Annotated in this window: 6 protein-coding genes; all 6 read left to right on the plus strand. The window is 72.0% G+C overall.

Annotated features, from left to right (window positions below):
* Positions 1 to 134: 134 nt before the first annotated feature.
* The 6 genes from FRAQA3DRAFT_RS05995 to FRAQA3DRAFT_RS06020 all read left to right on the plus strand — a co-directional run bounded on the left by FRAQA3DRAFT_RS05995 (position 135) and on the right by FRAQA3DRAFT_RS06020 (position 16661).
* Positions 135 to 5408 carry a DEAD/DEAH box helicase gene (locus FRAQA3DRAFT_RS05995; protein WP_035922334.1) on the plus strand — a complete coding sequence of 1758 codons (5274 nt, stop codon included), beginning with the start codon at positions 135 to 137 and terminating at the stop codon, positions 5406 to 5408.
* Positions 5405 to 8353 carry a helicase-related protein gene (locus FRAQA3DRAFT_RS06000; protein ID WP_009738174.1) on the plus strand — a complete coding sequence of 983 codons (2949 nt, stop codon included), beginning with the start codon at positions 5405 to 5407 and terminating at the stop codon, positions 8351 to 8353. The genes FRAQA3DRAFT_RS05995 and FRAQA3DRAFT_RS06000 overlap by 4 nt, the downstream gene beginning before the upstream one ends.
* Positions 8350 to 12414 carry a DNA methyltransferase gene (locus tag FRAQA3DRAFT_RS06005; RefSeq protein WP_009738175.1) on the plus strand — a complete coding sequence of 1355 codons (4065 nt, stop codon included), beginning with the start codon at positions 8350 to 8352 and terminating at the stop codon, positions 12412 to 12414. The genes FRAQA3DRAFT_RS06000 and FRAQA3DRAFT_RS06005 overlap by 4 nt, the downstream gene beginning before the upstream one ends.
* Complete coding sequence (locus FRAQA3DRAFT_RS06010; RefSeq protein ID WP_009738176.1) at positions 12411 to 14756, plus strand: AAA family ATPase; 2346 nt, start codon at positions 12411 to 12413, stop codon at positions 14754 to 14756. Before FRAQA3DRAFT_RS06005 ends, FRAQA3DRAFT_RS06010 begins: the two co-directional genes overlap by 4 nt.
* Before the next feature lie 9 nt (positions 14757 to 14765).
* On the plus strand, positions 14766 to 16004 hold the full coding sequence (locus FRAQA3DRAFT_RS06015; RefSeq protein ID WP_009738177.1) for an McrC family protein: 1239 nt from the start codon (positions 14766 to 14768) through the stop codon (positions 16002 to 16004).
* 69 nt (positions 16005 to 16073) lie between these two features.
* The gene (locus tag FRAQA3DRAFT_RS06020) at positions 16074 to 16661 is read left to right on the plus strand and encodes a hypothetical protein (RefSeq protein WP_035920628.1); all 588 of its coding nucleotides are present in this window, start codon (positions 16074 to 16076) and stop codon (positions 16659 to 16661) included.
* Positions 16662 to 16672 lie beyond the last annotated feature (11 nt).

Below are 16672 nucleotides of genomic sequence, written 5' to 3' on the forward strand. Positions count from 1 at the left end.
TAATTGTCCGTCTAGTGCGGACGGGGTGAGTGAATGCCTGAGGTTTGCGAGGTCACGGCTACCTGCTGGGACGGTCCGGGATCGTCGGACTACGGTGTGAGGTTCGGGGTCGTGGTGCTTTGGGGGGTGTGCCGGTGGACGTTTTTGCGGTGCGCGACCGGCTGGTCGGTGACTACGAGGAGTTCGTTCGGGGTTTCCTGACCATCCGTAGCCCGCGCATCCGTGGACACGTGGAGGATGCGGTCGCGCGGGGGCTGTTGTGGCCGGAGGCGTGGCTGTCGCTGAATCCGGCGTTCGAGCCCGGCGGGGAAGTCACGGATCTTGCCCACGGTGGCCCGGACGGCCTGCACCCGGGATGCGCGGATGTGTTCCGGATCGGCGGGCTCCCGATTCGGCTGCACCGGCATCAGCGCGACGCCGTCGAGTTGGCCCGGTTCGGAGCGAGCTATGTGGTGACGACCGGTACCGGGTCGGGAAAGAGCCTGACGTACCTGGTACCGATCGTCGACCATGTGCTGCGCACCGGTACCGGCGGTGGCATCAAGGCGATCATCGTCTATCCGATGAACGCGCTGGCGAACTCGCAGTACGAGGCGCTGCAGAGTTTCATCGGCGACGACCCGCGAGTGACGGTCGCCCGCTACACCGGGCAGGAGAACGAGGAACGCCGGCGGGAGATCCTGACCGAGCCGCCGGACATCCTACTGACGAACTACGTGATGCTGGATCTGATCCTGACCCGCCCGGGCGAGCGGCGGTCGCTGATCCAGCGGGCGAGTGGCCTGCGCTTTCTCGTGCTGGACGAACTGCACACCTACCGCGGCCGGCAGGGGGCGGACGTCGCGATGCTGGTCCGGCGGGTCCGCGAGGCCTGCGGCAGTCCGATGGTGCAGTGTGTGGGGACGTCGGCGACCCTGGCGACCGAGGGCAGCCGGGAGCGACAGCATCAGGAGATTGCTCGCACCGCGTCCACGATGTTCGGCGTGCCGGTCTTCGCCGACCATGTGGTGGCCGAGACGCTGCGCCGGGCGACCATCGATGTCCCCACCGACTCCGACCAGTTGCGTGCGGCCGTGCGGCGGGCAGCCACGCCCGAGGATCTGCGGGCCGATCCGTTGGCGAGCTGGGCCGAGACGCAGATCGGGCTGGCCGAGGAGGAGGGCCGGCTCGTTCGACGCCGGCCGCGCAAGCTGCCCGAGGTGGCGGCCGAGCTGGCAGAGGTCACCGGCCTGCCGGCCGAGGACTGTGAGCGGGCGCTGCGGGAGACCCTGCTGGCCGGCAGCCGGCAGGCGGACGCGTTCGGGCGTCCGCTGTTCGCGTTCCGCCTGCATCAGTTCGTCGGCAAGGGCGACACCGTCTATGCGTCGCTGGAGGCCGAGGACGTCCGGCACCTGACGACGCGCCGCCAGCTGGCCCGCCCGGACGACCCGGACGCGATTCTCGTCCCGCTGGTGTTCTGCCGGGAATGCGGCCAGGAGTATCTGGCCGTCACCCGCCGGGGCGGCCGGTTCGGGGTGAGCGGCACCTCGGCGGAGGTAGAGGACGACGAGCAGGGCGGCTACCTGTATGTCTGCGCGTCGGATCCCTGGCCGCGCGGCCAGGACGGCGTGGCCGGCCGGCTGCCCGACTCGTGGCTGGCCGCCGACGGCTCGGTCCTGCCGAACCGGCTCAGGCTGCTGCCGGAGCCGGTCCAGGTGACGTCGGATGGCCGCCAACTCGGGGAGCATGACGGCGCCGGGCTGGCGGCGGCGTTCGTCCGCGCGCCCTTCCGGTTCTGCCTGAACCGGGAGTGCCGGGTGTCGTACGAGTCGCCCCGCCAGCAGGATTTCGCGAAGCTGTCGAGCCTGGGCTCGGAGGGCCGTAGCTCGGCGACCACCGTGCTCAGTTCGAGCCTGCTGCGGGCCCTGCACGGGCAGGACGGCCTGGCCGATGACGCGCGTAAGCTGCTGGCCTTCACCGACAACCGGCAGGACGCCTCTCTGCAGGCCGGTCATTTCAACGACTTCGTGCAGGTCAGCCTCGTCCGCGCGGCCCTGCACCAGGCATGTGTCGCGGCGGGACCGGATGGGCTGACGCACGAGGAGCTCGCTCGCGCCGTGGTGCGCGCGCTGGCGCTGCCCCGGGAGCGCTATGCGCAGGTCCCGAAGGCGAAGGGATTCGCTCGGGAGGATGCGGACCGGGCGCTGCGGCAGGTCATCGAGTATCGCCTCTACCTGGATCTGCAGCGAGGAGTGCGGATCACGATGCCGAATCTGGAGCAGAGCGGCCTGCTGGTCCTCGGCTATCGCTCGCTGGATGAGGCGGTGGCCGACGAGGAGGCCTGGCGTGGCAGCGCGCTGGGCGCCCTCGCCGACGTGGACCGGCTCCGGCTGGTGAAGGTGCTGTTGGACGAGATGCGCCGCGGGCTGTCCCTGCGCGCGGAGGTGCTGTCCGCCGAGGGGTTCGAACGGGTGCAGTTGTTGGCCGGTCAACATCTGACCGAGCTGTGGCGGCTGGAGGAACAACCCTTCGTCGCCGGGCGCCTGTTGCCCCGTTCCAAGCGTCCGAACGAGCCGCGGGTGGACCAGTTCCTGTCGGGCCGTTCGGCCTATGGGGCGTTCCTGCGCCGGGAGGTGGGGCGCCTGCGCGGTCACACTCCGTCTCTGGAGGAGACGGAGACGGAGATCGTGGCCATGCTGACGGTGCTGGCCGACGAGTACGGGATCGTGCACCGGTTCGATGAGGCGCAGAGCACCGACCCGGCGGCGGCCGGCTACCAGCTCAACGCGGCGGCGCTGGTGTGGAAGGCCGGAGACGGCACCCACCGGGCACCGGATCCGCTGCGGGTCACCGTCTCCGCCCAGACCAGCCAGACCAGCGATGCCAGCCAGACCGGCCCGGACGGTGGGAACAGCCCGGGCGGGCGTCCGAACCGCTACTTCGTCCGGTTGTATCAGGAGCAGGCCCGGGAACTGGCCGAACTGTCGTCGGCGGAGCACACCGCCCAGGTGCCGGCGCTCGTTCGGGAGCAGCGGGAGCGGGACTTCCGCAACGCGAATCTGCCGGTGCTGTTCTGCTCCCCGACGATGGAGCTCGGTGTCGACATCTCGTCGCTGAACGCGGTGCTGATGCGCAACGTGCCCCCGACACCGGCGAACTACGCGCAGCGTTCCGGGCGGGCCGGTCGGCAAAGCCAGCCGGCGCTGGTGGTGACGTACTGCACCACCGGAAGCGCCCACGACCAGTACTACTTCCGCCGATCGCAGGACATGGTCGCCGGTGCCGTGGCCCCGCCGCGGCTCGACCTGGCAAACGCCGACCTGGTCCGGGCGCATGTGCACGCCATCTGGCTGGCCGAGTGCACCCGCGAGGCGCTCGGCAGCTCGCTGGTCGACATTCTGGACGCGGCCGGTGACAACCCGAGTCTGGCGCTGCGTCCCGAGGTCGTGGCGGCGATGTCGGACGAGGCCGCCCGGCGGCAGGCGGCCCAGCGGGCCCGCCGCGTCCTGGCACAGACCCCGGAGATCACCACCGCCCCCTGGTATGACGAGGGCTGGGCCGGGCGGGTCGTGGATCGGGCGCTGGCCAGCTTCGACCGGGCCTGCGACCGGTGGCGCACCCTGTATCGGAACGCGCAGACCGAGTTCGCCGAGGCCAACCGGGTGATCACCGATGTGGCGGCGTCGAAGGACGCGGTCAAGGCGGCCCGGGCACGGCGCAACGAGGCCGAGGCCCAGCTGGACCTGCTCCGCAACACCGACACCTCGCTGGATCAGAGCGATTTCTACACCTACCGCTACCTGGCGTCCGAGGGCTTCCTGCCGGGGTACAGCTTCCCCCGGCTACCGGTCTCGGCGTTCATCCCGGCCCGGCGGGGGCGGCGGCAGTTCGAGGGCGACTATCTGTCGAGGCCGCGGTTTCTGGCGATCAACGAGTTCGGCCCGGGCGCGCTCGTCTACCACGAGGGGGCACGCTACGAGGTGTACAAGGTCGCCCGGTCGCTGCGCGGGGACACCTCCGGCCAGCCCCGCCTTGCCCTGGAGTCGGCCAAGGTCTGCGCCGGCTGCGGCGCGCTGCACGACCCGGCCGACGACGTGTGCGCCTCGTGCGGCGCCGAGCTGGGTACGGCCTGGAACAACCTGCTGCGGATGACCACGGCGAGCACGATCCGCCGGCAGCGGATCAGCTCGGACGAGGAGGAGCGCCGCCGGCAGGGCTTCGACGTCCGTACCGCGGTGGCGATGCCGTTGGACGGCCCGGACCGGCGAGTCGAGGCGGAGGTGCGGTCGGCCGACGGCACGCTGCTGGCCCGGCTCTACTACGCCGACACTGCGACGATCCGGCGGATGAACATCGGCCTGCGCCGCCGGCGGAGCAAGGAGCCCACCGGCTATCGGTTGGACGCGGCCACCGGCCGGTGGGCGCGGCGGGTGGAGCAGCCCACCGACCCGGACGATCTCACCGCGACGACGACCACGACGACCACGGCGGCCGGGGGGCGCGCGGGCGGATTTGCCGGTGGCGAGCTGGTGATTCCCTACGTGCAGGACAGCCGCAACGCGCTGATCGTCGACTGGGCGCTCGACCTGCCGCCGCAGACCCTCGCCAGCCTCCAGTACGCCCTCAAGCGGGCTGTCCAGGTCGTCTACAACGTCGAGGATTCCGAGCTCGCCGCGGAGGCGCTGCCGCACCTGTGGGAGCGCCGCCGGATCCTGCTGTACGAGTCGGCCGAGGGCGGGGCGGGGGTGCTGCGCCGGCTGATGGTGGACGGCGAGTTCGACGCGGTGGCGCGGTGCGCCCTCGACCTGCTCCACTTCGACCTGGACGGCACCGACCGGGGCGCCCCCGACGGCGTCACCGAGCGCTGCGCTCGGGCCTGTTACGACTGTCTGCTCTCCTATGGCAACCAGATCGAGCACGACCTGCTCGACCGGTTCCTCGCCCGGCCTGTACTGCTCACCCTGGCCGACAGCGCCACCCACCGGTACCGGCCGGAAGCAGATGCGGCTCCGGTGAACAGCCTCGTCTCACCCCCGTCACACGTGCCGACGGCGCATCCCGGCGCCGGAGGGGGAGCTGCCGAAGGAACGGGTGACCCGGATGGCTCGGTGGCACGGGAGGGGGACGAGCCGGCCGGCCGTTTCGTCGGCTGGCTGCGCATCCACGGCTACCGGCTTCCGGACGCGACCACCTTGCTGGTCGCGGCGGCGGATGCCCGCCCGGACCTGGTGTACCGCCTGGCGCACGGCGAGGTGGGGGTGTTCGTCCGGTGCGACGGGCCTGGCGGGGTCGACGGGCACACCGACGACGCGGCGATCGATCGGCTGGCCGCGCTCGGCTGGGGCGTGATCGAGATCGGCGACGAGAAGGAGTGGGCATCCCAGGTGGCAGAGCTGCCGAGCGTGTTCGGAACGGGGAGTGCGGCGTGACCGCTGCGCCGCCCAGCCAGCAGACCCCAGCACCCCGGGCCTCGACCCAGCCGGCTTCGGCGTCCGCGTTTGCGGTGGGCTCTCTGGTCCGCGCCCGTGGTCGGGAATGGGTCGTGCTTCCCGGTGGCGGTCCCGGCCTGCTCCTGCTCCGGCCCCTCGGCGGGACGGACGAGGAGATCGCCGGCGTCCTGCCCGCCGTCGAGCCGGTGGAGTCGGCCACCTTTGCGCCGCCGGACGCGGCCGACCTGGGCGATGCGGCCAGCGCGCGGCTGCTGCGCAGCGCTCTGCGGCTGGGCTTCCGCTCCTCCGGCGGGCCGCTGCGCAGCCTGGCCGGCCTCGCCGTCACCCCCCGCTCCTATCAGCTCGTCCCGCTGTTGATGGCGCTGCGGATGGACACCGTCCGGTTGTTGATCGCCGACGGTGTCGGCATCGGCAAGACGGTCGAGGCGGGGCTGGTCCTCGCCGAGCTGCTCGCCCAGGGCAGTGCCAGCCGGTTCACCGTGCTGTGCTCGCCGTCGTTGGCCCAGCAATGGCGGGCGGAGTTGGCGGAGAAGTTCGCCCTGGACGCGACGCTGGTGCTGGCCTCCACGGCCGGCCGGCTGGAACGCGACCTGCCACCCGGCGAGTCGCTGTTCGAACACCACCCCTACACGATCGTCTCGACGGACTTCATCAAGGCCGCGCGGCGCCGTGACGAGTTCCTCCGCGCCTGCCCCGAGCTGGTCGTCGTCGACGAAGCCCACACCTGCGTGGCCGCCGACGATGCCGGCCGGGCCGGCCAGGCCGCCCAGCAGCGCCAGGCCCTGCTGACCGGCCTGGCCGCCGATGCGAACCGGCACCTGCTGCTGCTCACCGCGACCCCGCACAGCGGCAAGAGTGCCGCCTTCCGCGCGCTGCTCGCCCTGCTCGACCCGGCGTTGGCCGACCTGCCGGAGGACCTCGCCGGGCCGGCCCGGCGACGTGACCGGGAACGGGTCGCGCGGCACCTCGTCCAGCGGCAACGGGCCGACATCCGCGCCTACCTGGACGAGACCACGTCGTTCCCGGATCGGCTGACCGCCGAGGAGTCCTACCAGCTCAGCCCGACCTACCGGGCGCTGGTCGACGAGGTCCTCGCCTACGCCCGCGAGTCTGTTCGCGACCCCGGCGGCGGGCGGGTGGCGCAGCGGGTCCGCTGGTGGTCGGTGCTGGCACTGCTGCGAGCCCTGGCGTCGTCACCGGCCGCCGCGGGGGCCACCCTGCGTAACCGAAGCGGCGTCGCCGAGGCCGACAGCGTCGCCGAGGCGGACGCGATCGGCGAGGCCGGGGTACTCGACCTGACCGATGCCGCCTCCCTGGACGGTGCGGACACCAGTCCGGGCGCCCAGCTCGATCCGAACCGGCGCCGGCTGCTGGCGATGGCCGCCACCGCCGACACGCTCAAGGGCAAGGCCGACGCCAAGCTGACCAAGGGTGTAGAGATCATCAGGGAACTGGTGGCCGGCGGGGACGCGGTCGTCGTGTTCTGCCGGTACATCGCCACCGCCACCTACCTCGCCGACGCCCTGCGCCGCGAGGCCCAGAGCGCCGCGGGCGGGGCTCTGCACGGCGTGGAGATCGCCACCGTCACCGGGGAGATGCCCCCCGACGACCGTGCCCAGCAGGTCGCCGACCTCGCCAGGAACACGGCCGGCACGACCCGCCGGGTGCTGGTCGCCACCGACTGCCTCTCGGAGGGCATCAACCTCCACCCGTACTTCACCGCCGTCGTCCACTACGACCTGTCGTGGAACCCGACCCGCCACGAGCAGCGGGAGGGCCGCGTCGACCGGTTCGGGCAGACCGCCCCGGTGGTGCGGGCGGTGACGTACTTCGGCGCGGACAACCCGATCGACTCCCTGGTGCTCGGGGTGCTGCTGCGCCGGCACGAGGCGATCCGCCAGGACACCGGCGTCTCCGTTCCCGTGCCCACCGACTCGGACACGGTGCTCTCCGCCGTCCTGGAGGGGCTACTCGCCGCGCCCACCACGCCCGACCAGCTCGAACTGGACGGGATCGGTGAGTCGGCCCGCGCGGACCTGCTGGCCCGCTGGCAGTCGGCCGCCGAGCGGGAGAAGCGCTCCCGCACCCTCTACGCCCAGGAGCAGATCCGGCCCGAGGAGGTCGGCCGGGAGGTCACGGCGATCCGCGCCAGCCTCGGCGGGCCGGCCGAAGTGGAGGAGTTCATCCGCACCGCCCTCGCCGCCCTGCGCGCTCCCACTGTGCTGCGGCCCGCAGGGGCGGGGGACGCCGGGATCTACCAGGCACCGGCCGCCGGCCTGCCCTCGGCGCTGCGCGACCAGCTCGGCGTCGGCGACGAGCTGCGGCTGGCCCGCACGCTGCCGGCCCCGGCCGGCGTGGCGGTGCTGACCCGCACCGACGAGACCGTCGCCACCCTGGCCCGCTACGTGCTGGACACCGCCCTCGACCCGGTCGGCGTCGACGAGGCGGACCGGCCCGCCCGCCGCTGCGGGGTGATGGTCACCGACGCCGTCGACCGCCGCACCGTGCTGCTGCTCGTGCGCTACCGGCTGCATCTGGCCCTGCCCGGCCGGGACGGACCCCGCCCGCAGGTCGCGGAGGAGGCCCGCATCATCGGTTTTACCGGTACCCCGACCGACCCGACCTGGCTGGACGACGAGCAGGTCGCCGCCGCGCTGGCCGCCCGGCCCGTCGCCAACTACCCTCGCGATCTCGCCGTGGCCGATCTGCGCCGGCTGACCGCCCGCGTCGACACCCTCACCGGCCACCTCGACGAGGTCGGCGACCGGTTGGCCGCGGAGCTGCTCGCCAGCCACCGTCGGGTACGCGAGGCCGCTGGCAGCACCGGCAATCTCATCCGCCGCGGCCTGACCGTCACCGCCCAGCGCCCCGCCGACGTCCTCGGCGTCTACCTGCACCTGCCCCGGCCGGCGGTCCGGCCATGACCGCCCCGATGATCGGCGCGTTCACCACCGTGCGTAGCGCCGGCGGGCTGCTACCCGTCGACACTCTCACCGCCGTCCTCGCTGGCCGCGGTGTGTCCGGTCTCGATCCCGCGGACTACGGGCTGGTCGGTCGGGAGACCCTGCGGGAGGCGGCGAACCGGTCGTTCACCCGGCTGCAGGCCGCCTGGACTGACTTTCGTCGCGTCGTTCCACCTGGCCCCGTCACCGGCGCGCAGACCGAGGTCACCCGCAACCGCTGGCTGCGGGTGCTGTTCGAAGAGCTCGGCTACGGCCGCCTACCCGCCGCCCCCGCCGGCGGCATCACCGTGACCGGGCCCACCGGCACCCGCGCCTACCCGGTTTCGCACCTGTGGGGACGCAGCCCCGTCCACCTGCTCGGCGCCGGCCTCAGCCTCGACCATCGCACCCCCGGCGTGGCCGGCGCGGCAACCGCGGCCCCGCACTCGCTCGTCCAGGAACTGCTCAACCGCTCACCCGACCTGCTGTGGGGATTCGTCGCCAACGGCCTGCGGCTGCGCCTGCTGCGCGACTCGGCCTCGCTCGTGCGGCAGGCCTACGTCGAGTTCGACCTCGAGGCGATGTTCGACGGCGAGGTGTTCGCCGACTTCACCCTGCTCTGGCTGGTCGCCCACGCCAGCCGGGTCGAACCCCGCCCGGACGGTGACGCCCGCCCGGACACCTGCTGGCTGGAGACCTGGCGCGCCGAAGGCGTCACCCGTGGCACCAGGGCGCTGACCGCGCTGCGCGACGGGGTCGCCCAGGCCCTCACCGTCCTCGGCCGCGGTTTTCTGCGCCACCCGGACAACGCCGCGCTGCGCACCGCGCTGGCCGATGGGACCCTGCCCGGCCGGGAGTACTACCGGCTGCTGCTGCGCGTCGTCTACCAGCTGCTCGTCCTGTTCGTCGCGGAGGATCGCGCCCTGCTCCACCCGCCGGACGCCCCGGCGCAGGCCCGGCAGGCCTACGCCGGCTACTTCTCCACCGACCGACTGCGCCGGCTGGCCCGCCGTCGGCTGACCGGCGGACGCCACCACGACCTGTGGACGGCCCACCAGCTCGTGCTGCGCGCCCTGGGCAGTGAGGGCGGCCTGCCCGACCTCGCCCTGCCCGGCCTCGGCGGCATCTACGAGCCGGACCAGCTCGGCGCGCTGGGCGCCGCGTCGCTCACCAACGTCGACCTGCTCACCGCCATCCGCGCCCTGTCGGTCACCCGGGACGAGGCCGGGCTGCCCCGGCAGGTCGACTACCGCAACCTCGGCGCGGAGGAGCTCGGCGGCGTCTACGAGTCGCTGCTCGAACTCGTCCCGCACGTCGACCGGGAGACCGGCGCATTCACCCTCGACATCGCCGCCGGCCACGAACGCAAGACCACCGGCTCCTACTACACCCCACCCGGGCTGGTCGAGATCCTGCTGGACGAGGCCCTCGACCCGGTGCTCGACGCCGCCGCGGGTTGCGCCGCCACCGACCCGGCCGCTGCGGAGAAGGCCCTGCTGGCGCTGACGGTCTGCGACCCGGCGTGCGGCTCCGGGCACTTCCTCGCCGCCGCCGCCCGGCGCGTCGCCCGCCGCCTCGCCGCCGTACGCACCGGCGAGGCCGAGCCTCCGGTCGAGGCCACCCAGCACGCCATGCGCGACGTCGTCGCCCACTGCATCTACGGGGTGGACCTCAACCCGCTCGCCGCCGAGCTGACCAAGGTCGCACTGTGGCTGGAGGCGCTCGACCCCGGCCGCCCGTTCTCCTTCCTCGACGCCCACATCAAGGTCGGCAACGCCCTCATCGGTACCACCCCTGACCTGGTCGCCGCCGGCCTGCCCGAGGACGCGTTCACCGTCCTCACCGGCGACGACCGCGACCAGGTCGTCGCCTACCGCAAACGCAACCGCGACGAGCTGCGCAGGGCCCGGACCGGCTACGACGAGCTGCCCTTCGCCGACCCCTCCCAGCCGTGGCGGGCCAGGTTCCAGAAGCTGGCGAACCTACCCGAGGGCGACCTCACCGCCGTGCACGACAAGCGGGCCGAATGGCTGCGCGCCGAGGCCGACCCGGGCATCGCCCGCGCCCGGCTGGCCGCCGACGCCTGGTGCGCCGCGTTCGCCTGGCCCCACCGCCTCGACCCGGACAAGGTCGCGCTCGCGGCGGAACGCACCAGGAAGACGGGCCGGGGCACCCCGCACGCGGTGACCGAACTGCGGGCGGATCCGCCGCCCCCCACCACCAACGACATCGCCCAGATCGACGAGGTCGGCGCGGGCGCGCTCACCGCCGACCAGCTCCGGGTGCTCGCCGAGCTGCGCGACCGCTACCGCTTCTTCCACTGGCCCCTGGAGTTCCCCGACGTCCTGCCCGGCGGTTTCTCCTGCGTCCTCGGCAACCCACCCTGGGAAAAGATCAAGCTCCAGGACAAGGAGTTCTTCGCCGCCCGCGACCCGGAGATCGCCAAGGCCGCGAACGCCGCGGCCCGCAAGAAGATGCTCGCCCGGCTGGCGGACGAGCGCCCAGGGCTGTGGGCGGAGTACCAGCGCGCCCTGCGCGACTCGGACAGCGCCAGCCACTTCGCCCACAGCTCCGGCCGCTATCCCCTGACCGGCCGGGGCGACATCAACACCGCGCAGATCTTCACCGAGCACAATCTGACGGTCTCGGCAAGGCGCGGACGGTTCGGGATCATCGTCCCGAACAGCGTCACCACCGGGGACACCACCGCAGCCTTCTTCCGCCACCTGATCGGCACCTCGACCCTGGCCGGGCTCTTCGACTTCGAGAACGAGGCAAAGATCTTCCCGGGGGTGAACAACCGGGTGGGCTTCGCCCTCCTGATCGCCACCGGCGGGACGCCCGTCAGGAACGCATCCTTCGCCTCGCTGGTGCAAATAGTTCAGGATCTACCGGCCCGGCGGTTCAGGATCTCACCGCAGGAGCTTCTGCAGGTGAACCCCAACAGCGGAACGGCCCCGGTCTTCCGGTCCCGCCGCGACGCCGAGATCACCATCGCCATCCACCGGCGGATACCCATCCTCATCAGGGAGGCTACCGAGAGGGTGGCCGAGGAAAACCCGTGGGATCTCTCGTTCCTTCGGATGCTCGACATGGCGAATGACTCGAAGCTGTTCGACTCCGAGAAGAAGCTGGTCGGCGAAGGCTGGGCGGCCGACGGAAACATCTTCTTCCGGGGCGACGAGCGCATGCTGCCGCTGTTCGAGGCGAAGATGCTGCACCACTACGACCACCGTTTCGCCACCTATGACGGCGCGACCCAGGCGCACATCAACAAGGGCACCCTCCCCAGGCTCGACGACGCTCGACACGACGACCCCGACAGAGGCATCTGGCCACGCTACTGGGTCAGCGAGGAAAACGTAGACGAGGTCTTGAGCGATCGATGGGACCGCGGCTGGCTCCTTGGCTGGCGCGACATCGCCCGAAACGACGAAGAGCGAACACTGACGGCCACCGTCCTTCCCCTCAATCCCGTAGGACACACGGCGCCGCTCATACTGGCATCGAACGGAGAGATCGCGGGACTCCAGGCCAATCTCTCGTCCCTTGTACTCGATTATGTCGCTCGGCAGAAGCTGGGCGGGGCGCACGTGACGTTCGGCCTCATGGAACAGCTCCCAGTTCTGCCGCCGGAGGCGTACGTCCGCCCCACGCCGTGGGAAGGGGGCGTGGAGCTGCGGGACTGGGTGGCGGATCGGGTGGTGGAGCTGTCCTACACGTCGTGGGACCTGGCCGCCTACGCCGAGGAGCTGCACGACGACGGGCCGCCGTTCCGGTGGGTCCCCGAGCGGCGGGCGCAGATCCGGGCCGAGCTGGACGCCGCCTACCTGCACCTCTACGGCCTGGCCCGGGACGAGGCCGAGCATGTGATCGACTCCTTCTTCGTCCTGCGCAAGAACGAGGAGAAGGCGTTCGGGGAGTTCCGGACCCGCCGCCTCGTCCTGGCCGCCTACGACGCCATGTCCACCGGCACCTTCGCCTCCCCGCTCGACCCGCCACCCGGCCAAGGCCCCCGTCACCCCGACCGGAGCCGCGCATGACCGGGCACGAGGCCGTCTACGCCGCCGCCCGGCTGATCCTGGAGCGCGGGTTCGGCGCCGACGACTCGGTGTTCACGCCGGGCCGGGCGGTGTGGACGCGGGAGAACGCCGAGGATCTGGTGTTCCGGCTGGAACACCCGCCGGCCGGTGCGTCCGGCACCTTTCTGGGAAAGCTGCGCGCCGAGCTGAAAGGCGCGCGGACCGAGGTGGTGCAGCTCGCCGCCGAGCTGCTCTTCCTGCACTACCTGCCGGCGTCCGACATCAAGGGGTCGACGAAACGGGTCGGGCTGCGCAGCGTCCTCAGCGCGGCCGCCTGGCCGGTCGGTCTCCCGGCCGCTTTCGACGCCGCGCTCGACGGCGGTTTCATGCGGGTCGGGGTGGCGTTCAAGACCTATCGTGCGCAGCAGGTGACCTGGCTGGCCAGGGTCTTCGCCCACGTGAAATCGTTGCCTTCGGTGAACGCGCGGGCCGCGCTCGACGATCCGTGGGCCTTCCGCGCACTGCTCGATGCCGTCCCGACGACGGTCGCCGCCGGGCAGCGGCGGGCGTTGCTGCACCTTGCCTTTCCCGAGATCTTTCTCGACAGCCTGCGTGTCGATCATCTGCGTGCCATCGTCGGCGCCTTCCAGGAAGAGGTGGACGCGCTCACCGGCGACGACGAACGGGACTTCGCCGCGATCCGGGGCGCGATGCAGGAGCATGAGGGGCCCGTCGACTTCTTCGCTGCGCCCTGGTCATCGCGATGGGGCTGGGATGAGCCGCAGGACAAAGAGAACCTGGTCGCCTACCGGCCCGGCTGGCTGGTGCGCGGGGCCAATGTGCAGGGCCGCAACCTCGTCCCGGAATGGTTGCGGGAGGGGTACTGCGCGATCTCGCTGCCCGGCTACCCGTCGGTGGCTCCGGGCCTGTCCCGCACCGCTCTGGCCGCAGTCGTCCGCGCGGCGGAGCCTGACCTGAGCCCCGCGCAGGAAGGAGCGCGGGTCGCGCTGCTCGACCGGTTCCTCAACCGAATGGCGCCCGGAGACCTGGTGGTCACGGTCAACGAGTCTCGGGTGCACGTGGGCGTCCTCACCGGTGCACCCACCTGGGTAGCGGGCACGGACGCGGCCGGCGCGCATCATCGGCGTGCCGTGCGCTGGTTGGACACGGTCACGCTGCACCGGTCCGACCTGTCTGACACCGCCCAGGACAGGCTCGCCGGCCAGGCGAGCGTCGTCGAGCTAAGTGAGGTGGCCCGGGAGGTTGCGGACCTCGTCGACCTCGACGGAATCGACGCAGCCGGCGTCGCCGTGCCGCCTGATGGGCTGGGTGCCAGCACGAACACGGCCGCCGTGGCCGGCCTGCGGGGGGCCGGCGAGCTGCCCGAGCCGACCACGGTCGTCGTCGAGTGGCCACCGCTGGAGGAGCTTCCGGTGCCGACGGCCGAGCTGGCCGGGCGGCTGCTGGTCGACCTCGACTGGCTGGCCGAGGCCATGGATCTGCTGAGCGAGCACAAGCAGCTCGTCCTGTACGGGCCGCCCGGCACGGGCAAGACCTACCTTGCCCAGGAGCTGGCCCGCTTCGCCGCCGAGGAGACCAACGGCGAGCACCGACTGGTGCAGTTCCATCCGTCCTACGCCTACGAGGACTTCATCGAGGGCTTTCGACCCGGGCTGGCTCCCGACGGCACGTTTCGTTTCGCCCGGGAGGACGGGCCGCTGCGCCGGCTCGTCCGCACGGCGGTCGAGAACCCGTCCGGTGCGTATGTGCTGGTCATCGACGAGATCAACCGGGCCAACCTGGCGAAGGTGTTCGGCGAGCTGTACTTCCTGCTCGAATACCGCAATCGCACGATCGAGCTGCAGTACTCGGCCGGCGAGCCGTTCCGGCTGCCGCCGAACGTGTTCCTGATCGGCACGATGAACACCGCGGACCGTTCGATCGCCCTCGTCGACGCGGCCATGCGCCGCCGGTTCGCCTGGCAGGCGTTGTTCCCCGGCGAACCTCCGGTCGACAGGATGCTGCATCGCTGGCTGGCCGGCGAGGGACTACCGGTCGAGGTCGCAGCCCTGCTCGACGCGCTGAACGCCGCGATCGGCGACCGCGACGCCGCCGTCGGCCCGTCCTACCTGATGAACCGCCGCGTGCGGGAACGGGCCGGGTTGGACCGGATCTGGCGTACCCAGATCCTGCCGCTGCTCGAGGAGCATCACGCCGGCGAGCACCCCGACGTCGCCGGCTACGTCCGCGACCGCTACGGCCTGGACACCCTTTACGCGGCGCTGGCAGCGGGCGCCGGTACGGCGGTCGGCGGGCCAGCGGTCGGCGACGGCTCCGGCGGTGTCACGCCCGGCGTTTCCTGAGAGTCCGGGATGCCACCAGTTCGCGTCGAGGTGCAGGAGTACCGGTCCACCGTGGTGCCGGGCCTCGACGTGGCGACGGCCCGCACACTCGGCCTGACCGGGGCCGTCACCGCCACCCGCGACCTCGACGGTGGCCTGCGGCTGACCGCCTCCAGCCGGGTCGGCGTCGTCCGCGCCGGCGACGTCGAGCTCGTCGTCCGGCCGAAGGTCGGGGTGGCGCGCCTGCTGTGGCTGCTCGGGTATGCCCGCGACCCGGCCGGCTGGCGCGACGACGACATCACCCTCGACCCGTCCGCCGACCTGACCACCGGGCTGGCGGTGGCCTTCGCGCACCGCGCCGAACGGGCCCTGGCCGGCGGTGTGCTGCGCGGCTACCGGGCGGTCGACGAGGCCTCACCCGTCCTGCGCGGCCGGCTGCGCGAAGCCGACCAGATCCGGGCGCGGCTCGCCGTCGCCGTCCCGCTGGAGATCCGCCACGACGACTACACCGCGGACATCGACGACAACCGCATCCTCGCCACCGCCACCCGCCGGCTGCTGCGCCTGCCGGGCGTGCCCGCACCGACTCGGGCGGCGCTGCACCGCATCCGCACCCGCCTCGCCGACGTCACCCCGTTGACCGCCGGCACACCAGCGCTGGCCACTCCCGTCACCCGGCTGACCCGCCGCTACCAGCCCGCTCTACGCCTCGCCCGACTCGTGCTGGTCCATCGCGGCATCGACATGCCGCCGGCAGCCGCACCCGGCACGCTCGCCGCGACCGGGTTCCTGTTCGAGCTGAACACCGTGTTCGAGGCCTGGCTCACCACCACGCTGCGCGCGGCGCTGGAACGCCGCGGCGGCACCGTGGACGGCCAACGCACCGTCCAGCTCGACGAGGCCGGTCGGCTCCCCGCCCGCCCCGACATCACCTGGTGGGACGCCAACCGCTGCCTGGCCGTCGTGGACGCCAAGTACAAGGCCACGGCGACCGTGCCCGTCCAAGACCTCTACCAGATGATCGCCTACTGTACCGCGCTCGGCCTCACCGACGGCCATCTCGTCTACGCCGCCGCCACCCCCACCACCCACGTCCTTCGCCACAGCGGCATCCACATCCACACCCACGCCGTCGACCTCGGCCAGCCACCCGCCGCGCTCCTCACCCAGATCGACGCGCTCGCCACCGCCATCGCCACCAGCACGAGATCCATCACCGCCACAGGAGGTGTTCAGAAGAAGATATCTTCTGAACACCTGATCCACTAAAGATCGACTCATCGGGAACCGGCGAATGATCATCTCGGGATGATCGCACCACACGTCAGATCCACGGCCGTGCCCGGCGAGGTCCTGGAGAGGACGGCCATGCCTGAAGAACCTGCTGACCGGCAGGCCGCACCCACGCCCAAGGGAGACCCGGAGGCCGCCTCGGCGACGTCCGGCACCCCCGAGACCGCCGACGCCGAGACCCCCGACACCGAGACCCCCGACGCCGAATCGGCTCCCCCGACTGGGATCGAACCGGACGCAGCCTCCGGCCCCGACCCGGCTGCCTCCGAGGCGGAAGCCGGGAAGTCCACGCGGCCGGTCGACTGGGACGGCTCGTTCACCCGAACCTGGAACGCCCGCGACGACCGCCAGTGGTCGAACAGACGCGCCGCCGAACAGGAGTCGGAGTGGGCCTACGAGCAGCTCCAGCGTCTTAGGCGGGAGACGCTGGAGCAGATGAACACTGAGTCTGATCGTGAGGAGGCTCGGCTGCGGGACGAACAGGCTCGGGCGGCGTCGGCGGGTGGGCGGACGGCGCGAGGGACGGCCGCTGAGGAGCTGCTCCGCAAGTTGGACAAGCTCGATCGGTTCTCGCCGGAAGAGTCTGAAATCGATGGATCGGCAGATCCCGATAGCCCTGCGGATCCGCGGTGATCCGAGCCGGC

This window comes from Frankia sp. QA3 (genome assembly GCF_000262465.1).
Lineage (GTDB): Bacteria > Actinomycetota > Actinomycetes > Frankiales > Frankiaceae > Frankia.